The organism is Nocardioides sp. BP30 (assembly GCF_029873215.1).
Classification (GTDB): Bacteria; Actinomycetota; Actinomycetes; order Propionibacteriales; family Nocardioidaceae; genus Nocardioides.
Window position 1 is genome coordinate 1,197,022 of the sequence record NZ_CP123620.1, and the last position, 15,875, is coordinate 1,212,896.

13 protein-coding genes are annotated in these 15,875 nt (G+C 71.8%); 4 read left to right on the plus strand and 9 right to left on the minus strand.

The features are described 5' to 3' along the window. Positions 1 to 69: 69 nt before the first annotated feature. Complete coding sequence (locus P5P86_RS05605; RefSeq protein WP_280610312.1) at positions 70 to 1,797, plus strand: glycerol-3-phosphate dehydrogenase/oxidase; 1,728 nt, start codon at positions 70 to 72, stop codon at positions 1,795 to 1,797. A gap of 45 nt (positions 1,798 to 1,842) precedes the next feature. Here the strand turns inward: P5P86_RS05605 and P5P86_RS05610 are convergent, their stop codons facing one another. Continuing rightward, complete coding sequence (locus tag P5P86_RS05610; protein WP_280610313.1) at positions 1,843 to 2,628, minus strand: sugar phosphate nucleotidyltransferase; 786 nt, start codon at positions 2,626 to 2,628, stop codon at positions 1,843 to 1,845. Next, the gene (locus P5P86_RS05615; protein WP_280610314.1) at positions 2,625 to 3,866 is read right to left on the minus strand and encodes a class I SAM-dependent methyltransferase; all 1,242 of its coding nucleotides are present in this window, start codon (positions 3,864 to 3,866) and stop codon (positions 2,625 to 2,627) included. The genes P5P86_RS05610 and P5P86_RS05615 overlap by 4 nt, the downstream gene beginning before the upstream one ends. A gap of 103 nt (positions 3,867 to 3,969) precedes the next feature. On the opposite strand from P5P86_RS05615, the gene rfbC reads away from it, so the two are divergent. From rfbC to P5P86_RS05630, 3 genes are all read left to right on the plus strand, one after another. Further along, positions 3,970 to 4,560, plus strand: a complete 591-nt coding sequence (gene rfbC, locus P5P86_RS05620) for a dTDP-4-dehydrorhamnose 3,5-epimerase (RefSeq protein ID WP_280610315.1) — start codon at positions 3,970 to 3,972, stop codon at positions 4,558 to 4,560. Beyond that, entirely contained in the window at positions 4,557 to 5,141 is a 585-nt protein-coding gene (locus P5P86_RS05625; protein ID WP_280610316.1) for a phosphatase PAP2 family protein, read from the plus strand. The genes rfbC and P5P86_RS05625 overlap by 4 nt, the downstream gene beginning before the upstream one ends. A gap of 345 nt (positions 5,142 to 5,486) precedes the next feature. Continuing rightward, complete coding sequence (locus P5P86_RS05630; RefSeq protein ID WP_280610317.1) at positions 5,487 to 5,801, plus strand: hypothetical protein; 315 nt, start codon at positions 5,487 to 5,489, stop codon at positions 5,799 to 5,801. Between the two features lie 583 nt (positions 5,802 to 6,384). On the opposite strand, the gene P5P86_RS05635 is transcribed toward P5P86_RS05630, so the two are convergent. The 7 genes from P5P86_RS05635 to P5P86_RS05665 are packed head-to-tail and all read right to left on the minus strand — an operon-like array spanning position 6,385 to position 15,827. Continuing rightward, positions 6,385 to 7,104, minus strand: a complete 720-nt coding sequence (locus tag P5P86_RS05635) for an acyltransferase (RefSeq protein ID WP_280610318.1) — start codon at positions 7,102 to 7,104, stop codon at positions 6,385 to 6,387. 4 nt (positions 7,105 to 7,108) lie between these two features. Further along, positions 7,109 to 9,214 (minus strand): glycosyltransferase, encoded by a 2,106-nt coding sequence (locus tag P5P86_RS05640; protein ID WP_280610319.1) that lies wholly within the window; start codon positions 9,212 to 9,214, stop codon positions 7,109 to 7,111. Continuing rightward, positions 9,214 to 10,479, minus strand: coding sequence for an MATE family efflux transporter (locus P5P86_RS05645; RefSeq protein ID WP_280610320.1), 1,266 nt, complete (start codon positions 10,477 to 10,479; stop codon positions 9,214 to 9,216). The genes P5P86_RS05640 and P5P86_RS05645 overlap by 1 nt, the downstream gene beginning before the upstream one ends. Beyond that, positions 10,476 to 11,711, minus strand: coding sequence for a glycosyltransferase (locus P5P86_RS05650; protein ID WP_280610321.1), 1,236 nt, complete (start codon positions 11,709 to 11,711; stop codon positions 10,476 to 10,478). Before P5P86_RS05650 ends, P5P86_RS05645 begins: the two co-directional genes overlap by 4 nt. After that, positions 11,708 to 13,048 (minus strand): O-antigen ligase family protein, encoded by a 1,341-nt coding sequence (locus P5P86_RS05655; RefSeq protein ID WP_280610322.1) that lies wholly within the window; start codon positions 13,046 to 13,048, stop codon positions 11,708 to 11,710. The genes P5P86_RS05650 and P5P86_RS05655 overlap by 4 nt, the downstream gene beginning before the upstream one ends. Next, entirely contained in the window at positions 13,045 to 14,355 is a 1,311-nt protein-coding gene (locus tag P5P86_RS05660; RefSeq protein ID WP_280610323.1) for a hypothetical protein, read from the minus strand. Before P5P86_RS05660 ends, P5P86_RS05655 begins: the two co-directional genes overlap by 4 nt. Beyond that, positions 14,352 to 15,827 carry a Wzz/FepE/Etk N-terminal domain-containing protein gene (locus tag P5P86_RS05665; protein ID WP_280610324.1) on the minus strand — a complete coding sequence of 492 codons (1,476 nt, stop codon included), beginning with the start codon at positions 15,825 to 15,827 and terminating at the stop codon, positions 14,352 to 14,354. The genes P5P86_RS05660 and P5P86_RS05665 overlap by 4 nt, the downstream gene beginning before the upstream one ends. Positions 15,828 to 15,875 lie beyond the last annotated feature (48 nt).

Genomic DNA, 15,875 nt, shown 5'->3' on the forward strand with positions numbered 1-15,875 from the left:
GTGTGAAGTCTGCCGCAGATGGGTCGGAGCGGCGGGTGAATGGTCGATCCGCCTGACAGACTGGCTCCCATGACCCAGCCCGGAGTGCTGAGCCCCGACGCCCGCGCGACGGCGCTGGCGGCGATGACCGGCGCGGCGGGCGAGCCCGAGCTCGACGTGCTGGTGGTCGGCGGAGGCGTGGTGGGTGCGGGCGTGGCGCTGGACGCGGTCACGCGCGGTCTCGCGACGGGTCTGCTGGAGCAACGGGATCTCGCTTCCGGCACCAGCAGCCGCAGCAGCAAGCTGATCCACGGCGGCCTGCGGTACCTGGAGATGATGGACTTCGCGCTCGTGCGCGAGGCGCTGCAGGAGCGCGGCCTGCTGCTCACCCGGCTGGCGCCGCACCTGGTGCAGCCGGTGCCGTTCCTCTACCCGCTGACCCATCCGGTCTGGGAGCGCGCGTACGTCGGCAGCGGGCTGGCCCTCTACGACGGGATGGCGCTGGCCGGCCGGGGCGGCATGGGTCTGCCGCGACACCGGCACCTGACCCGCAGGACCGTCAGCCGGATCGCCCCCGACTTCCGCACCGACACGATCACCGGCGCGATCCAGTACTACGACGCGCAGGTGGACGATGCCCGGCTGGTGATGACGATCGCCCGGACGGCGGCCCGCCACGGCGCCCACCTCGCCACCCGGATGCGGGTCACCGGCTTCCTGCGCGAGGGGGAGCGGGTGGTCGGCGTGACGGCCCGCGACCTGGAACGCGGCACCGAGCACCGCGTGCGGGCGAAGACGGTCGTCAATGCGGCAGGCGTGTGGACCGACGAGATCCAGGAGCTCGTCGGTGGCCGCGGCGCACTGCACGTGCAGGCGTCGAAGGGCATCCACCTGGTCGTCCCGCGCGACCGGATCCGCAGCGAGTCCGGCTTCATCGTCCGCACCGAGAAGTCGGTGCTCTTCGTCATCCCGTGGGGCCGACACTGGATCATCGGCACCACCGACACCCCGTGGACCTACGACCTCGCCCACCCGGCGGCCAGCCGCGCCGACATCGAGTACGTGCTCGACCACGTCAACGCCATCCTGCGCGAGCCGCTCGGCCACGAGGACGTCGAGGGGGTGTACGCCGGTCTGCGACCGCTGCTGTCCGGCGAGTCGGAGCCGACCTCGAAGATCTCCCGCGAGCACACCGTCGTCACGCCGGTGCCGGGGCTGGTGATGATCGCCGGCGGCAAGCTGACGACGTACCGGGTGATGGCCAAGGACGCGGTGGATGCGGCCGTGCACTCGCTGCGCACCACCACCGACCTCCACATCCAGGAGTCGATCACCGACAAGGTCCGCCTGCTGGGCGCCGACGGCTTCGAGATCCGTGCCAACCAGCGGGTGCTGCTGGCACGCCGCTCCGGCCTGCACGTGGCCCGCGTCGATCACCTCCTGCGCCGGTACGGCGGCCTCGTCGACGAGGTGCTGGACCTGATCGCCGACCGGCGACCGCTGGGCGCGCCGCTCGAGGGAGCCGAGGACTACCTCGCCGCCGAGGTCGTCTACGCGGTGACCCACGAGGGTGCCCGCCACCTCGACGACGTCCTCACCCGCCGGACCCGGATCTCGATCGAGACCTTCGACCGGGGCGTGTCGGCGGCCCCCGGCGTGGCGCGGCTGATGGCGGCCGAGCTCGGCTGGGACGACGCCGAGGCCGAGCGGCAGGTCGAGTGGTATCTCCACCGCGTCGCCGCCGAGCGGGCCAGCCAGACGATGCCGACGGATCTTGAAGCGGACAAGGCGCGACGCCGGGTCGACGACCTGGTCTGAGGCCCGAGTCGACCCGGACGGAGGCCCGAGTCGACCCCGAGCAGGTCAGGCCCAGGCGTGCTGCCAGATCTCCCAGGGCCCCGTACCGCGCCGGTGCAGGTCCTCGAGATAGGTGCGTTCCTTCAGCGTGTCCATCGGCGCCCAGAACCCGTCGTAGGGAACGGCACGCATCTGGCCGGCGTGGGCGGCCTTGACGCAGGCGTCCATGACCAGGTCGTCACCCTCGTCGAGGTAGTCGAAGATGCCCTGCCGCAGGACGAAGTAGCCGCCGTTGATCCGGTAGGGCATGTCGCCGGCGGGGATCAGGCCCGCGACCGCGCCGGAGGAGTCCATGTCGACGACGTGGAAGGAGTCCTGCGGGCGGACGGCGATGAACTGTCCGACCGCATCGGTGGCGGCCAGCTCCTCGACGAGCGAGTTGATCGGCGCGTCGGTGAGGACGTCGCCGTAGTTGGCCAGGAAGAACTCGTCGTCCTCGAGATAGGGCCGGACCCGGCGCAGTCGCTCCCCGATGGCGGTGTCCATGCCGGTGTCGACGAAGGTGATCGTCCACTCGCTGACGTCGGTGCCGATCAGGTCGACGTGCTGGCAGCCCTTGGTGAGGACGAAGTCGTTGGAGGCGGTCTCCTCGTAGTTGAGGAAGTACTCCTTGACGGCGCGGGCGCCGTACCCGAGGCAGAGGATGAACTCCGTGTGCCCGTAGTGCGCGTAGTAGCGCATGATGTGCCACAGCACCGGTCGGTCGCCGATCGACATCATCGGCTTGGGCAGCGACTGGTTGTCGGCACGCATGCGCATGCCCAGGCCGCCGCAGAACAGCACCACCTTCATCGAATCTCTCCTGCCTCGAAGACGTCCAGACGGGGCAGCGCGACAACGAGGCGCCCACCCCACTCGCTCACGTAGGCGAGCTGCTCACTGATCTCCCGGCGCAGGTTCCACGGCAGCACCAGGACGTAGTCGGGACGCGCCTCGGCGAGCGCCTCGACCGGCCGGATCGGGATGTGCGTCCCGGGCAGGAAGCGGCCGTGCTTGCCCGGGTTGCGGTCGACCGCGAAGGCCAGCAGGTCGGGCTTGACCCCGCAGTAGTTCAGCAGGGTGTTGCCCTTGCCCGGGGCGCCGTACGCCGCGACGAGCTTGCCCTCGCGGGAGGCCTCGATGAGGAACTCCACCAGGTTGTCGCGCACCTGGGAGACCTTGGCGGCGAACCCGGCGTGACCCTCCAGCGTGTGCAGCCCGGCGGCCGCCTCGTCGGCGAGGACACGGGCGACGGCCGGGCTCGGCGTCACGCCGCTCTCCGTGGGCATCGACCAGGTCCGCAGCGAGCCTCCGTGCGACTCCAACTCCTCCACGTCGACGACCGTCAGGCCCGCCGCCGCGAGCACCCGCTGGGTGGTCAACAGCGAGAGGTAGGAGAAGTGCTCGTGATAGATCGTGTCGAACTCGTTGCCCTCGATCAGCCGCAGCAGGTGCGGGATCTCGATCGTCACGGTGCCGCCGTCGGCGACGAGGGCGCGCAGGCCGCGGGCGAAGTCGACGATGTCCGGCACGTGCGCGAAGACGTTGTTGGCGACCACCAGGTCGGCGCGGCCGTGGATCTCGGCGACCTTCGAGCCGGTCTCCTCGCCGAGGAAGAGCACCTCGGTCGGCACGCCCCGCTCGACCGCCGCCTCGGCGACGTTGGCCGCCGGCTCGATGCCCAGCGAGCGGATGCCGCGGGCGACGGTGTGCTGCAGCAGGTAGCCGTCGTTGCTGGCCACCTCCACCACGAAGGAGTCGCCGGTGAGACCGAGTCGGGCGATGGCGTGCTCGACGTACCGCTCCGCGTGCCGGACCCACGAGTCGGAGAAGGAGGAGAAGTAGGCGTAGTCGCTGAAGATCGCCTCCCCGGACAGGTAGGCCGGCAGCTGGACCAGCAGGCACGTGGAGCAGATCCGCACGTGCAGCGGGTAGAAGGCTTCGGCCTGGTCCAGCTGGTCGGCCGCCACGAAGCTCTCGCAGGGCGGCGACATCCCCAGGTCCACGAACGTGGCGGTGAGCTCGCTCCCGCAGAGGCGACAGGTTGGCATCAGATACCCCCAATGAGTGAAATCCGTCGGCACGAGTCTTGGCAGCAGCGGGATCGGCGAAGGATCCGGAGCATCCGGTTTGCCCACATTTGGGGAGGGTCCCTTGTACGCCGAGACCACAGCGATCCCGGGCCTGGTCACGTTCACTCCCGAGCCGCACCACGACGCCCGCGGCTTCTTCAGCAGGACCTTCGACACCACGGTGGCCCGCAGCATCGGCGTAGATCCCGCGTCGTTCGTGCAGGACAGCCTCTCGCGGTCGGCACGCGGGGTCGTTCGTGGTCTCCACCTGCGGGTCGGTGCCGGGGAGGGCAAGCTGGTGCGCTGCTCCAGCGGGGCGATCTTCGACGTGGTCGTCGACCTGCGGCCGGCGTCGCCGGCGTACCGCAGCTGGCTCAGCTTCGAGCTGTCCGGGGAGTTGCAGAACAGCATCTTCGTGCCGCCCGGATGCGCGCACGGGTTCCAGGCGCTGACCGACCCCGCCGACACGTCGTACCGGATCGATCGGGCGCACGACCCCAGCGAGGACCTGACGATCGCGTACGACGATCCGGACCTCGCGATCCCGTGGCCGCTCCCGGTGACCATGATGTCGGACAACGATCGGGCCGCGCCGGTGTTGGCCGAGCTGGGGGAGCGGCTCGCGCTGGTGGCGGCGCGACTGCCGCACCGGCTCGGGGAAGCACCGGGATGAGCCGTCCGCCCGCCGTCGCGGTGGTGCTATGCTCTGGACTGCTCTTCGTGGCGTTGAGCGCCTTCGTGCACGTGCACAGCACCGATCGGGTCGACCTGTGGGCCTACCACCGGTTCTACCCCGGACAGCGCTGGGGACCGACCCAACGGGCCGCCGACGTGTTCGTGAACCTGCTCGAGCCGGTGGTGACCAGCGTGGTGTTCCTGGTGATCCGGATCCGGCGGCACTCCCGCCGCGCGCTGGCCGGGGGCCTGGCGCGGGTCGCGTTGGTGATCTTCGCGGTGGTCTTCCTGAAGTGGTTCTTCCACCGCCCCGACGTCCATGGCAGCGTCGCCCACCTGGGCGGCAGCTACCCGTCCGGGCACGTGCTGGCGCTGGTCGCCTACGGCGCCCCGTGGTGGCTGGTGCTGGTGCTGGCCGTGGCGCTGCTGGTCACGGGTACGCACTGGCTGACCGACGTGGTCGCGGGCGTGCTGGTGGGCCTGATGATCCGCGTCGGCGTACCTGCGCTGGGGCGGTATGTCGCCTGGGTGCGGGCCGGGCGTCGGGCGGGGTCTGACTATGACGACGCGGCGGTCTAAGAGGCGAACGTGACGCCTGCCTGACCGGTAGCTGACTGCTACGAGCGATCTCATAACAGGATGCCCGAGGTAGTGATCGCAAGATCCCGCGCGTGTGCCCCCGTGGCCTAGTGTTCGGACGTCTCCGTCATGCATTGCTCAGCGGAGGGTCGAGCATCGGCAGGTGACCTGCGGCGGTCTTTGTTTCCTGCGCACTCGGCGCTGCTGGCGAGAGTGAGGGTGAAAAAGCTTTAGGATGATTGGCGAAGACCACGAATAAGCGGAGGCTGGATTGAAATCGATGACTGTTCGTGCGTTCCGTTGCGTCCGACCATCGCCTCGTTTTGAAGGCCCGAGCGTTCAGCGTTGACAATCGTGCCGAAAGTAGCGCCGTCTAAAGATAACTCTGGCTGGATTGATCGCCTCAACGACATCATCATGAGAGTGGTCTTCTTCTCGGCCCTCCCTGTCGTGGTCTTCATCCTTTGGATGGAATGGGGCGAAAAGAACGGCCGCTTCACGTTGCCATTGGCGGCGGGATGGATCGCGGCCCTCACGGTCTCGTACGGGTTGACCGCATTTCAGGAACTACGGGTTGGCGCGAGAGACAGCGCCTTGGCTCGCGGGGCCATTCTGGCACTGCTGTTGGCGATGTGGGTCGTATTCTTTCTCTTTGCTTGAGCAATCCTGCGGCCGGCCGAGGGGCAGTCATGCATAGGTACAGGACCTTCAAGTTGAGGCTGCGGATCGGATTCACGTCGGGCTGGTTTCTATTTGGCGTCTTCGCGCCATAATTGCGGAAATCCAGCAGCACTAGTGCGATTGGGGTCACGAAGCTTGGGAAAGATTCGGTGCCGATGGTGCAGGGATTTGGCTCATCTTCCGGGTCTGCGCTGCGATCCTGACGCGCGGCGCAGTCCGGAGGTTCGGTGTGACCGCGCGTCCGGGCACGACCGCCACCGCGACGCCTAGCGTGGTGTTCGCGGGCTCGCCAGCCTCCCCGATAGGCGAGGAGCGCTACGAGCGTGGATCAGCCGACCGGTGTCCGGTGCTTCGTGGTGCACACGGCCAGCTCGACGCGGGAGTGGATGCCGAGCTTGGAGGATGCTCTGCAGGTCGTACGTGCACCTGAAGGACGCCGGCTTGCGGGTCCGCGACGCCGGCTTCGCCGACCGTCCGGGCATGCAGGGCTCCGATTTCCTTCCTCGCCGTGAGCACCCGCCGGGACAGCAACCCCCGGCGGGCACCCCGCAAGACACGAGGCCTACGACGCGGCGGAGACAGCGTCCTGGGCAGCCTCACTCATCGGCTCGCCCGTCACCTCCGCCAACGGCCGTCGATCACCCAGATCCCGCCGCGGGAACGCCTTCGACGTACCTCCGCGCACGATCGAGTACGGCGGCACGCTCCGCGTGACGACCGCGCCAGCGCCGATGACGCTGCAGCGGCCGATCCGTACCCCCGAGGTGACGATGACGTTGGCTCCGAGCCAGCAGTTGTCCTCGATCACCGTCGGTCCGCGGGTGGAGAAGCCCTGGTCCTCGACAGGGGTGTCGGGGTCGGCGAAGACATGGTTGACGTCGGTGATGTAGGAGCCCTGACCGACCAGGACGTGGTCGCCGATGACGACGAGGTGACCCGCGCCGATGGTGACGTTGCGGTTGAACTCCGCTCCGGCGCCGATCAGGATGCGCGCACCCTCGTTGCCGCGGATGGTCATCGAGGACTCCAGGTAGCTGCGCGGGCCGATCTGGAGCCGACCCTCCTGCAGCATCTGCAGGAGATTGCCCTGCAACGGGTGGCGGTAGTGCACGCCGCGGCGCAGGAGTGCGACGCCCAGCCTCCAGCGCCGCCAGAACAGCTGGTCCTTGTTGCGCAGCCGCTGGTGTCCCAACCAGCGCAGCGTCGAGCGGTCGGGCCACGCCGGCTCGCGCAGCGTGACGATGTCGTCGTACCCCCAGGTGTCGAGCTCTGCTCGCGACATGACTTCACTTCCCTCGTTCGGAGGAGTGGTGGAGCACGCTCCACAGCTCCCGGTACTGGGCGCGCAGCTGCTCCCGCATGCGCGTCGTGGTCTCCTCGGACGGCCGGTCCGCGGCCCTCGCCCGCTCGACCTGGGCGATGAGCAGCTCCGGGTCGATCTGGTCGATGGGTTGGCGCAGCGGCGGCAGGCCGTACGTCGACTGCAGCTCTGCGCTCTTGGGCGCATAGCCGAGCGTCACCACGGGGCGGCCGACGGCGAGTGCGGCGACGAGGGTGTGGAAGCGGCTGGCCACCACCACCTCCGCGCGCTCCAGCTCGGCGGCCACCGCCGGCAGGGTGTCGGCGGGGCTGACGCGGATCTCGCCCTCGACACGGGCGGCCCGCGCGCTGCCCCCGGTACGGGCCTTGCGGGCGACCGCCTCGGCGACCGGACGGTCGGCGAGGTCGCCGACCACCAGGGTCACGCTCTCGCCCCGCTCGGCGAGCAGCCGGACGGCACGCGCGACCGAGGTGGTGTAGCGGGCCAGGGCGCGGGCGCCGTTGCCCTGGCCCCCGCCGTAGTAGGCCATCACCCCGACCGCCACCTCCTCGGGCTCCTGCTCGATCCCGGTCGGGGCGAGCCGGCCGAAGACCAGGTCGGGCGCGATCGCCACCTCCCGGTGGACACCGTCGGCGGCCACCGCCTCCCGCGAGCCCTCGTCGCGGACCGAGACCCACGTGGCCAGCCGCAGCGTCCAGCGGTGCAGCAACCGGGTCGCCCGGTCCTGGCCCGGCTGCACGCCGACGCTGACCAGCGTGAACCGGCGCCCGCGCAGGCGGCAGCACAGCGCCACCACGAACAGCCAGTAGGGCAACCCCCACGGGCGCAGCCCGAGCCCTGTCTCCAGCACCCCCGACCCCGGGACGACGACGGCGTCGCTGCGGCCCACCAGGTGCCACAGTCGCGGTACGTCGGCCAGCCGGCTCAGCGCCTTGAGCACCCCGACGAGGGGGCCGCCTCCGGCGAGGTCGCGACGATAGGTCATCAGCCGCCTGGCCGGCAGCCCGTGGTCGCGCTCGACGGCGGCCGGGTCGACCGCCAGCACCGACAGCTCGGCATCCGGATGCTCGGCGCGCACCCAGTCGGCGAAGGCGGACAGGGAGGCCTCGTTGCCGAGGTTGCCGATGCCGTAGAAGCCCAGCGCCGCCACCCGCAGCGGAGGCGGCGGCTCCTCCTCGTGCCGGTCGAGGACCGCCGGGTCGGTGGTCGCCATGATCCGGCCCGATCGGCCCGGCATGGTGCGACTGAGGAGCCAGCCCGACAGCGCGCCCAGGCACGCCATCCGCTGACGCAGGGAGAGGGGAGCGCGGCAGATGTGGACCACGTAGGCGAGCACGTACTCGACCAGCAACCGTGGCAGCGGGTGTCGCAGCCGGTCAGCGCGGCGCGGGTCGAGGCCGGCGCAGCGCGCCCGCAACCCGGGCGCCCGCTCACCGCGGTCGGGGTGGTCACGGCGGAAGTAGAGCACCTCCGGCACGTGGTGGAAGCGGCCGCGCAGTGCCAACGCGGCGACATAGACCCGGTCGGCGTTGTGGTAGCTGCCCAGCGGACCGACCCGGCGGAACAGGTCGGTGCGGGCCACGCCGTAGAAGTCGTTCCCGCCGCTGACGTGCAGCAGGCTGCGCAGCCGTTCGGCGGGGTCGGGGGAGTCGGTGTCCAGCAGGTACGGCGCGGGCGCGATCACCTCGTCGTCCGCGTCGACGAAGGCGCTCTGCGCGTGGGCCAGCGCCAGCTCGGGGTCGGCCTCCAGGGCGGCGAGGCACCGCTCGAACAGGGTCGGCGCGTACAGGTCGTCGTCACTGGCCCAGGCGAAGTAGCGGCCGGTGGCCAACGCGCGCACGGCGTTGTGGTTCCCGGCCGCGCCCAGGTCGCGGGTCTGCCGCACGTAGCGCACCCGCGGGTCGAGCGCTACGTACTTGGCCGCGATCTCGGGGGTCGCGTCGGTCGAGGCGTTGTCGCTGATGATGATCTCGAGGTCGGTCAGGGTCTGGGCGAGCAGCCCGTCCAGGGCGCGGGCGAGGAACCTCTCGCCGTTGCGCACGGGCAGACCGACGGTGAGCAGGGGTGCCATCACACGACCTCCAGGGGGCGAGGGGACTTCGGGGCGGGGGTGTAGTCGGCGATGGCGCGGCGCAGCTGGATCCACCACACCAGGACGCCGATCCCGGCGCCGATCGCCCACCCCCACGCGGAGCCGACGGCGCCGCCGAGGAAGGCGCCGGCGCCGCCGCCGACGACGTACAGGGACGAGGAGGTGAGCTGCGCGAGCAGGCTGCGCGGCGCCGCACCGAGCGCGCGTACGCCGGAGGTCGCCCCCGAGGAGAGGCAGCCCAGCATCACCCCGATGGTGGAGGGCAGCACCACCGGATAGGCGCCGTGCCAGACGTCGTCGAGGAGCAGCTGGCCCACGCCGAGGGGCAGGATGACCAGCATCAGCGCACCCCAGGCCGCCGCCACAGCGGCCTGGACGCCGCCCAGCAGCAGGCAGAAGCGCTGGAAGTGCCGCGGCGATGACTCCAGCACCTGCGACGCCTCGGGCACGGCGACCTGGGCGATGCCCATCAGGACCACCAGGAACGGTCCCATCAGGATCTCCGCCGCCCGCAGCGAGCCGGCCGCGGCCAGGCCGGCCGCCGCGCCGACGGCGACGATGCGCAGCTGCCGGGAGAGACCGACGGCCAGGTTCTCCAGCAGGTAGCGGCTGCCGAGGTGACGATGCTCGCGCAACCAGCCCGGCACCTGGTCGACCATCGGCCGCACGCCGGTGAGGAAGACGCCGCAGACCGCCGAGACGGTGGCGGTGCCACCGAAGATCAGCAGGCACGCAGCGATGCCGTCGTGGCCGGTGAGCACCGCCGCGACGAGGGCGGCGATGGCGAGGACCGTCCAGATCAGGTCGAGCAGCAGGGCACCCTGGCCCCGGCCGTCGGCGAAGAAGGCGAACCGCCAGCTGTCCTGGACCATCAGCCCCGGGAGGCCGAAGCCGAGCGCGACGAACGCCGTACCGACGTGCCCGGGCAGCAGGATCCCCGCGACGATGGAGAGGGCGCCGGCCACGCACCCGACGACCAGCGCTGTACCGGCCGCGCTCGCGACGGCGCGCCGCCAGATCGGCTCGGCGGCGCCGCTGTAGCGCACGACCAGCGGGTCGGTGGCCAGCCCGCGGGAGGCGTTGAGCACGACGGCGTAGGAGACGAAGGCGATGCTGAACGCGCCGAAGCCGTGTACGCCCAGCGCGTGGGCGCAGACCAGGCTGACCAGGACGTTGCTGAGGCTGGAGACGCTCTGGTCGGCCACACCCCAGCCGAGCCGGCGGACGATCTGGTGGACGTTCATCGGGATGCTCCTTGGACTCCCGAGACGGTTCGGAGGGCTGTCGGGACGACGGGATGGGCGATGGCGAACTCGAAGATCGCCACCAGCCGCTCCAGCGCCGCCTGCGGAGTGAACCGGGCCCGATAGGTGCTCCGGGCGGCGCGGCCGATCAGGAGGTGCCGGGACACGTCGGCCTCGATGGCGGCGAGCGCGGCGGCCAGTGCGGGGGCCGAGCCGTGCTCGAACAGCACCCCGTCGACGCCGTCGGTGACCAGCTCGGGGAAGGAGCCGTGTGCGGCCAGGATCGGCACGGTCCCCGCCGCCATCGCCTCCACGGCGGTGAGTCCGAACGCCTCCTCCCACGCCGAGGGCACCACCGCTGCCAGCGAGGAGGCCAGGACGCCGCGGGTGTCGTCGCGGCTCAGCGCGCCGACCACGTCGACCTCGGGCCTGCTCGCAGCCCACGCGCGCACCTCCGCGCCGAGCGGGCCGTCGCCGACGATGATCAGCCGCATGGGGGAGGCAGGCGCCGCCGCGCGGAACGCCTCCCAGCCGGCGAGCAACAGCGCGATGCCCTTGGCCGCGTCGAGCCGACCGGCGTACGCCACCCGGTGCTCGCGCAGGTGACCCGGCGCGGGGGCGGGGACGCCGTGGTGGCTGACGAAGACCCGGTCCTCGGGCAGCCGCAGCCCGGCGAGCAGCCGGTGCTGGGACTGCGAGACGAAGTGGTAGGCCGAGACCAGCGTGCGCCAGCGCTCGCGGTGTGCGGCCAGGCCGGCGACCACGGGCAGGGCCGCTGCCCGCGACCCGCGGTAGCAGCCGTGCGCCACCGCCGGGGCGAGCTCGCCGCCGGCGCAGCGGTGGCACGGTGCGCCGTCGCGGAAGAAGTCCCCGCTGGCGCACAGCAGCTTGTAGTTGTGCAGGGTGGCGACCACGGGCACCCCTGCATCGCGGGCGGCGTCGAGCACCGCCGGACTCAGCATCGGGAAGGTGTTGTGCACGTGCAGGACGTCAGGTCGCTCGTGGCGGAGCAGGGCGGTGAGGCTGCGCCGTACGGCGGGGTTCCAGATCGACTGCGCCGGCACGGCCGCGCGTCGGGGGAACGGCAGGTCGGCGATGGTGTCGCTGGCCCGCTCGAAGGCGATCACCTCGTGGCCGGCGGAACGCAGCAGCATCGCCTCCTCGTCGACGACGGCGTTCTCCCCGCTCGGGGCGGCCGAGCGGTAGCGGGAGTGCGCGATCACGACCTTCATCGCTCCACCCCGTGGGCCTCGGGCGCGAGCAGGGCGGCGGCGACGGCCAGGTCGAGGATGTACGGCGAGGGGTTGCCCAGCCCGGTCTCGGTCACCGAGGCGATCGCGCAGTAGACCAGCAGGAACAGCCCGATCGCGCGTCGCGGGCCGCGCACGTGCGTGATCGCCAGCAGCAGCAGCGCCACCAGGATCGCCGCCTCGACGGCGATGCCGAACCAGCCCTCGTCGAGGTAGGTCGCCACCCAGTTGCTGTCGATCGGAAGGCCGTTGAACGACAGGTTGGACATGCCGTTGCCGAACATCTCGTGGATCGGCGTGCGATGCACGGCGAAGACCTGCGACCACACCTTCGTCCTGCCGGTGAACTTGCCGGCGTCCTGCGCGGACTGGCCGCGCAGCAGCCAGTCGGTGATCTGGCTGGCGAAGACGGTCGCTGCCAGCACCGCGAGGATCGCCCCGAGCGCCGAGGTGCGGCGGACCCGGGCGTGGCCGAGGAAGAGGCTGGCCCCCGCGACGGCCATCCCGACCACGCCGGCCAGCAGGGCCGTGCGGGTGTGGGTGGCGAGCAGGATCGGGGTGACCAGGACGACCGTCGCGATCGTGAGCCGGCCGCTGACCACGCGGCACAGCCAGAGGATGACCGTGACGCAGAGCAGCACGGCGGCGTAGTGGGCGACCTGAGTGGCCGGGATCGGCCACAGCACCCCGGCGAGCCGGCCGTCGAAGGAGAAGGCCAGGCCCGGCGAGAGCAGCGCGCCCACCACCACCGTGCCGAGCACCGCCCGCAGGCAGATCAGGTGGCAGCGCAGCAGCAGCATGTCGCGCCGGCCGAACCACGGGCTGAGCACCCACAGCACCGTGGCGAAACCGAGCAGGCGGCAGGCCCGGAACACCGAGCTGAGCAGGTACTGGTTGTGGAAGGAGACCATCACCGCGACGAGGGCGAGCATCGTCAGCAGCACCAGGAACAGGTGCGGGCGGATCACCCGGCGCCGGTTGGCGAGCAGCGCCAGTCCCAGGGCGAGCCCGAGCGCGCCCTGGGTGATCAGTTGGCCGACGATGCGGGGGATGGGGAAGACGGTCGCGTTGCCTGCGAACGCCAGGACGTTGACGAACACCGCCGCCCAGGCCGCGAGCACCATGGCCGGCACGGCACGCTCGTCCACCTCGCGCCGGGGCCGGGCCGCGATCGAGTACGGCGCCAGCGCGGCCGCACCCACCGGGAACGCGACCCGGGGCGCCGCCGGCCGGGCGGTAGCGGTGCGGGCGCTCGCGGCGTGGGCGCCCTGCTGGGCGTCCGCGGGGGCCGCGTGGCTCGGATCGGGCTGGACCGTCATGCGCCCGCTCGCCATGCCTGGAGGGAGGTGCTGGTCTGCGGTCGGCCGAAGCTCTCGTCGGTGCGGTCGGTGCCGACCAGCACCGCGAAGACCAGCTCGATGCCGGCCGAGCGCAACAGGTCCGCGGCGGTGCGCAGCTGCTCCGCGCTGGAGCGGCCGGCCGCGACCACCATGACCACCCGGTCGGCGCGCTCGGCGAGCTGCTCGGCCCCGGCGTCGAAGTCCAGCGGGTGCACGTCGAGCCCGACCAGGTCGGCCAGCGCTGTGGCCTCGCGCAGCCCGGCGCGGCCCGGTGTGACGAGGACCAGGGGCCGGCGCTCGGTGTCGGCGGCCTCGATGCCGCGCAGCAGCACCTCCTGGCCCCGGGCGGCGGCTGTCGCGCCGTGCAGGAGACCGGGGCGGATCCTGCGGGCGGCGTACCGGACCGGGGCGCCGATGGCGAGTGCCACCTCCTCGCGCCGGCGCAGCCGGTTGGAGGTGAGAGCGCCGAAGAGGACGATCGCGGTGCCGATCGCCAACCCGCCGACCAGCCCGGTCAGGCCGAGCAGGACGGCGCGCCGGATCGTCGAGGAGCCGACCACCGCGGCCGGGTCGAGCACGTGGCTCGCCTTCGTCACCGAGTCGGCGGCCAGCGCGGTGGCGTCGACCTGCTGCTGCAGCGAGATCACCTGGGCGCTGAGTTGCGAGCGCCGGGAGAGCACGTCGCCGGCCTCGGCCTGCTGGTTGGTGTTGCCGTTGCTGAGCGCGTCGTACTGCGAGGTGAGCTCGTTGATCTGCTGCTGGGCGGCGGTGATCTGGTCCTGGTAGCCGCTGACCTGGGCGTCGGCCTGGGCGTTGAGCTGGGCCGCGCGGTAGGTGAGGTAGGTCGAGGCCAGCTCCCGGACCCCGCGCAGGGCCAGGTCGGTGGTGCCGGCGGAGACCGTCAGGGTCATCACGGTCGAGGTGGTGGCGACGGCGGTGGTGCGGTCCTGGAGCACCGCCGGTGCCGAGTGCAGGCCCAGCGCCTTGATCGTGCGCTCCGCGACGGTGCGGGTGCGCAGGATGCTGAGGTCGGTCTGCATCGCCGAGGCCGGGTCGGTCCCGGCGGGGTGCGACAGGTAGAGCGTGGCGGTCGCCGAGACCTCCGGCGGCACGGCGATGGCGTGGCCGGCGCCCAGCACCAACCCGACGACGCCGAGCGTCACCCAGGTCTTCCAGCGCCGCCGCATCGCGGCCCACAGGTAGCTGATGCTGGCGACCATCGTCGGCGGTACGCCGGCGACCTCCTCGGGCTGCGGCTCGCTGATCAGCCAGCGCTCGGCGGTCATCGCAGCGCTCCGGTCAGGCGGCTCGGCAGGGAGAGGTGCGCCGGGCGTTGCCGCTGCGGCAGCCTGCCGGTGGTGTGGTCCAGATCGTCGGGATTCGCGACGACCATGCCGTCGATCCTCAGACCCGCGTCGTCCAGCGTCACCGCCGCCCGGGCCAGCTCCTCGGCGGTCACCGTGCCGGCGGAGACGGCGACCAGCGTCCGGCCGCGCAGCGGCACCGAGGCGAGCTCGGGCTTGCGTCGGTCGAGCACGACCACCGTGATGGTCAGGGTGGTGCGGGGGTCCTCGGTGGCCGAGGTGCTGACCACCAGGCCCGGTCGCAGCTCCTCCTCCTCGCCCTGGTGGACGCTGGCCCACAGGGCGGCGGCGCTGTCGTGGCGCTGGCCGAGCACCAGCCGCACCAGCATGCCGGTGGAGGCGGCGTACGACGCCAGCTGCGGGCCGATCGCGAGGGCGTCCTGGTCGCCGCTGAGGCTCACCAGCGTCAGCCGTCGGTCGGCCTGGTGGAGCACCTGTCGCAGCGCCCAGGCGTCGGCGGTGCCCGGATCGTAGTCGGTCAACAGGTCGGTCCAGCGGGCGACGGTCCGCGGTGGCCTGGACCCGAGGGAGGCGACCACGGTGCTGCCCAGCGCGTCGGCGATCTGGTCGCGGTAGCGCAGCCGGCGGTCACGCCGGGCGAAGAGGGTCAGCCCCAGGGTGGCGATGAGGAGCGCGAGTCCGGCGCCCACGGCGCCGTACTGCAGGGAGCGGTGCAGCACCCCGGGCCGTGCCCCCGTCGCTGCGGGCTCGATGATGCTCGCGGTGGAGGGTGCGATCCCGGCCGCTGCGGTCTGTGCCTGCTGCTTGACCTGGTCGCGCTGCAGCACGAGGTCGGCCTGCTGTGCGGTCAGCTGCGCCAGGGCTGTCGAGTCGGCTCGGCCGGCCGCGCTGGTCGGACCCTCGGTGTCGCGCCGCTTGGTGGTGCTGGTGATCTGGCCGGCCAGGGAGGCCAGGCTGCCGTTGAGCTCGGAGAGCCGCTGGTCGAAGTCGCGCTGCTGGGCCGAGATCCCGGCGCTGGAGGCCTGCTTGACGTAGTCGACCTCCGAGGCGGCGGCAGCCTGGGCGAGCCGCCGGGCGAAGGCGGGCGAGGCGGCGGTGGCGCTGAACGAGACGACCGTCGAGCTGGGCGCGCTCGCGGAGACGTGCGCGGCCATCTGGCCCGCGGTGAGCCGCGGCCGCAGCATCCGGCCGGCCGGGCCGAGCACGGCGGCGCTGCCGGCGACCCGCTGCTCGGTACCGGGATCGCGCGGCGTCTGGTCGGCGGAGGCCTGCTCGGGCAGCAGCACCATGCTGGAGCTGGCGTAGAGCGGTGGTCTGGCCGCGGTGTAGGCGACACCGGCGGCCAGGCCGAGCACGGTGGCACCGATCAGCACGGCGCGATGCCGGCGCAGCACGGCCAGGCCGCTGCGGATGTCGAGCGCTTGTTCCCCCATGGTTGAGCTCTCCCTGCTTTCCAGTGCTCTCGGTCGTTCTGGTCCATC

Excerpts from the sequence above, each read along its gene's own strand:
- P5P86_RS05605 (WP_280610312.1), top strand. The coding sequence starts at position 70 with ATGACCCAGCCCGGAGTGCTGAGCCCCGACGCCCGCGCGACGGCGCTG.
- P5P86_RS05610 (WP_280610313.1), bottom strand. The coding sequence starts at position 2,628 with ATGAAGGTGGTGCTGTTCTGCGGCGGCCTGGGCATGCGCATGCGTGCC.
- P5P86_RS05615 (WP_280610314.1), bottom strand. The coding sequence starts at position 3,866 with ATGCCAACCTGTCGCCTCTGCGGGAGCGAGCTCACCGCCACGTTCGTG.
- P5P86_RS05625 (WP_280610316.1), top strand. The coding sequence starts at position 4,557 with ATGAGCCGTCCGCCCGCCGTCGCGGTGGTGCTATGCTCTGGACTGCTC.
- P5P86_RS05635 (WP_280610318.1), bottom strand. The coding sequence starts at position 7,104 with ATGTCGCGAGCAGAGCTCGACACCTGGGGGTACGACGACATCGTCACG.
- P5P86_RS05640 (WP_280610319.1), bottom strand. The coding sequence starts at position 9,214 with ATGGCACCCCTGCTCACCGTCGGTCTGCCCGTGCGCAACGGCGAGAGG.
- P5P86_RS05645 (WP_280610320.1), bottom strand. The coding sequence starts at position 10,479 with ATGAACGTCCACCAGATCGTCCGCCGGCTCGGCTGGGGTGTGGCCGAC.
- P5P86_RS05650 (WP_280610321.1), bottom strand. The coding sequence starts at position 11,711 with ATGAAGGTCGTGATCGCGCACTCCCGCTACCGCTCGGCCGCCCCGAGC.
- P5P86_RS05655 (WP_280610322.1), bottom strand. The coding sequence starts at position 13,048 with ATGACGGTCCAGCCCGATCCGAGCCACGCGGCCCCCGCGGACGCCCAG.
- P5P86_RS05660 (WP_280610323.1), bottom strand. The coding sequence starts at position 14,355 with ATGACCGCCGAGCGCTGGCTGATCAGCGAGCCGCAGCCCGAGGAGGTC.
- P5P86_RS05665 (WP_280610324.1), bottom strand. The coding sequence starts at position 15,827 with ATGGGGGAACAAGCGCTCGACATCCGCAGCGGCCTGGCCGTGCTGCGC.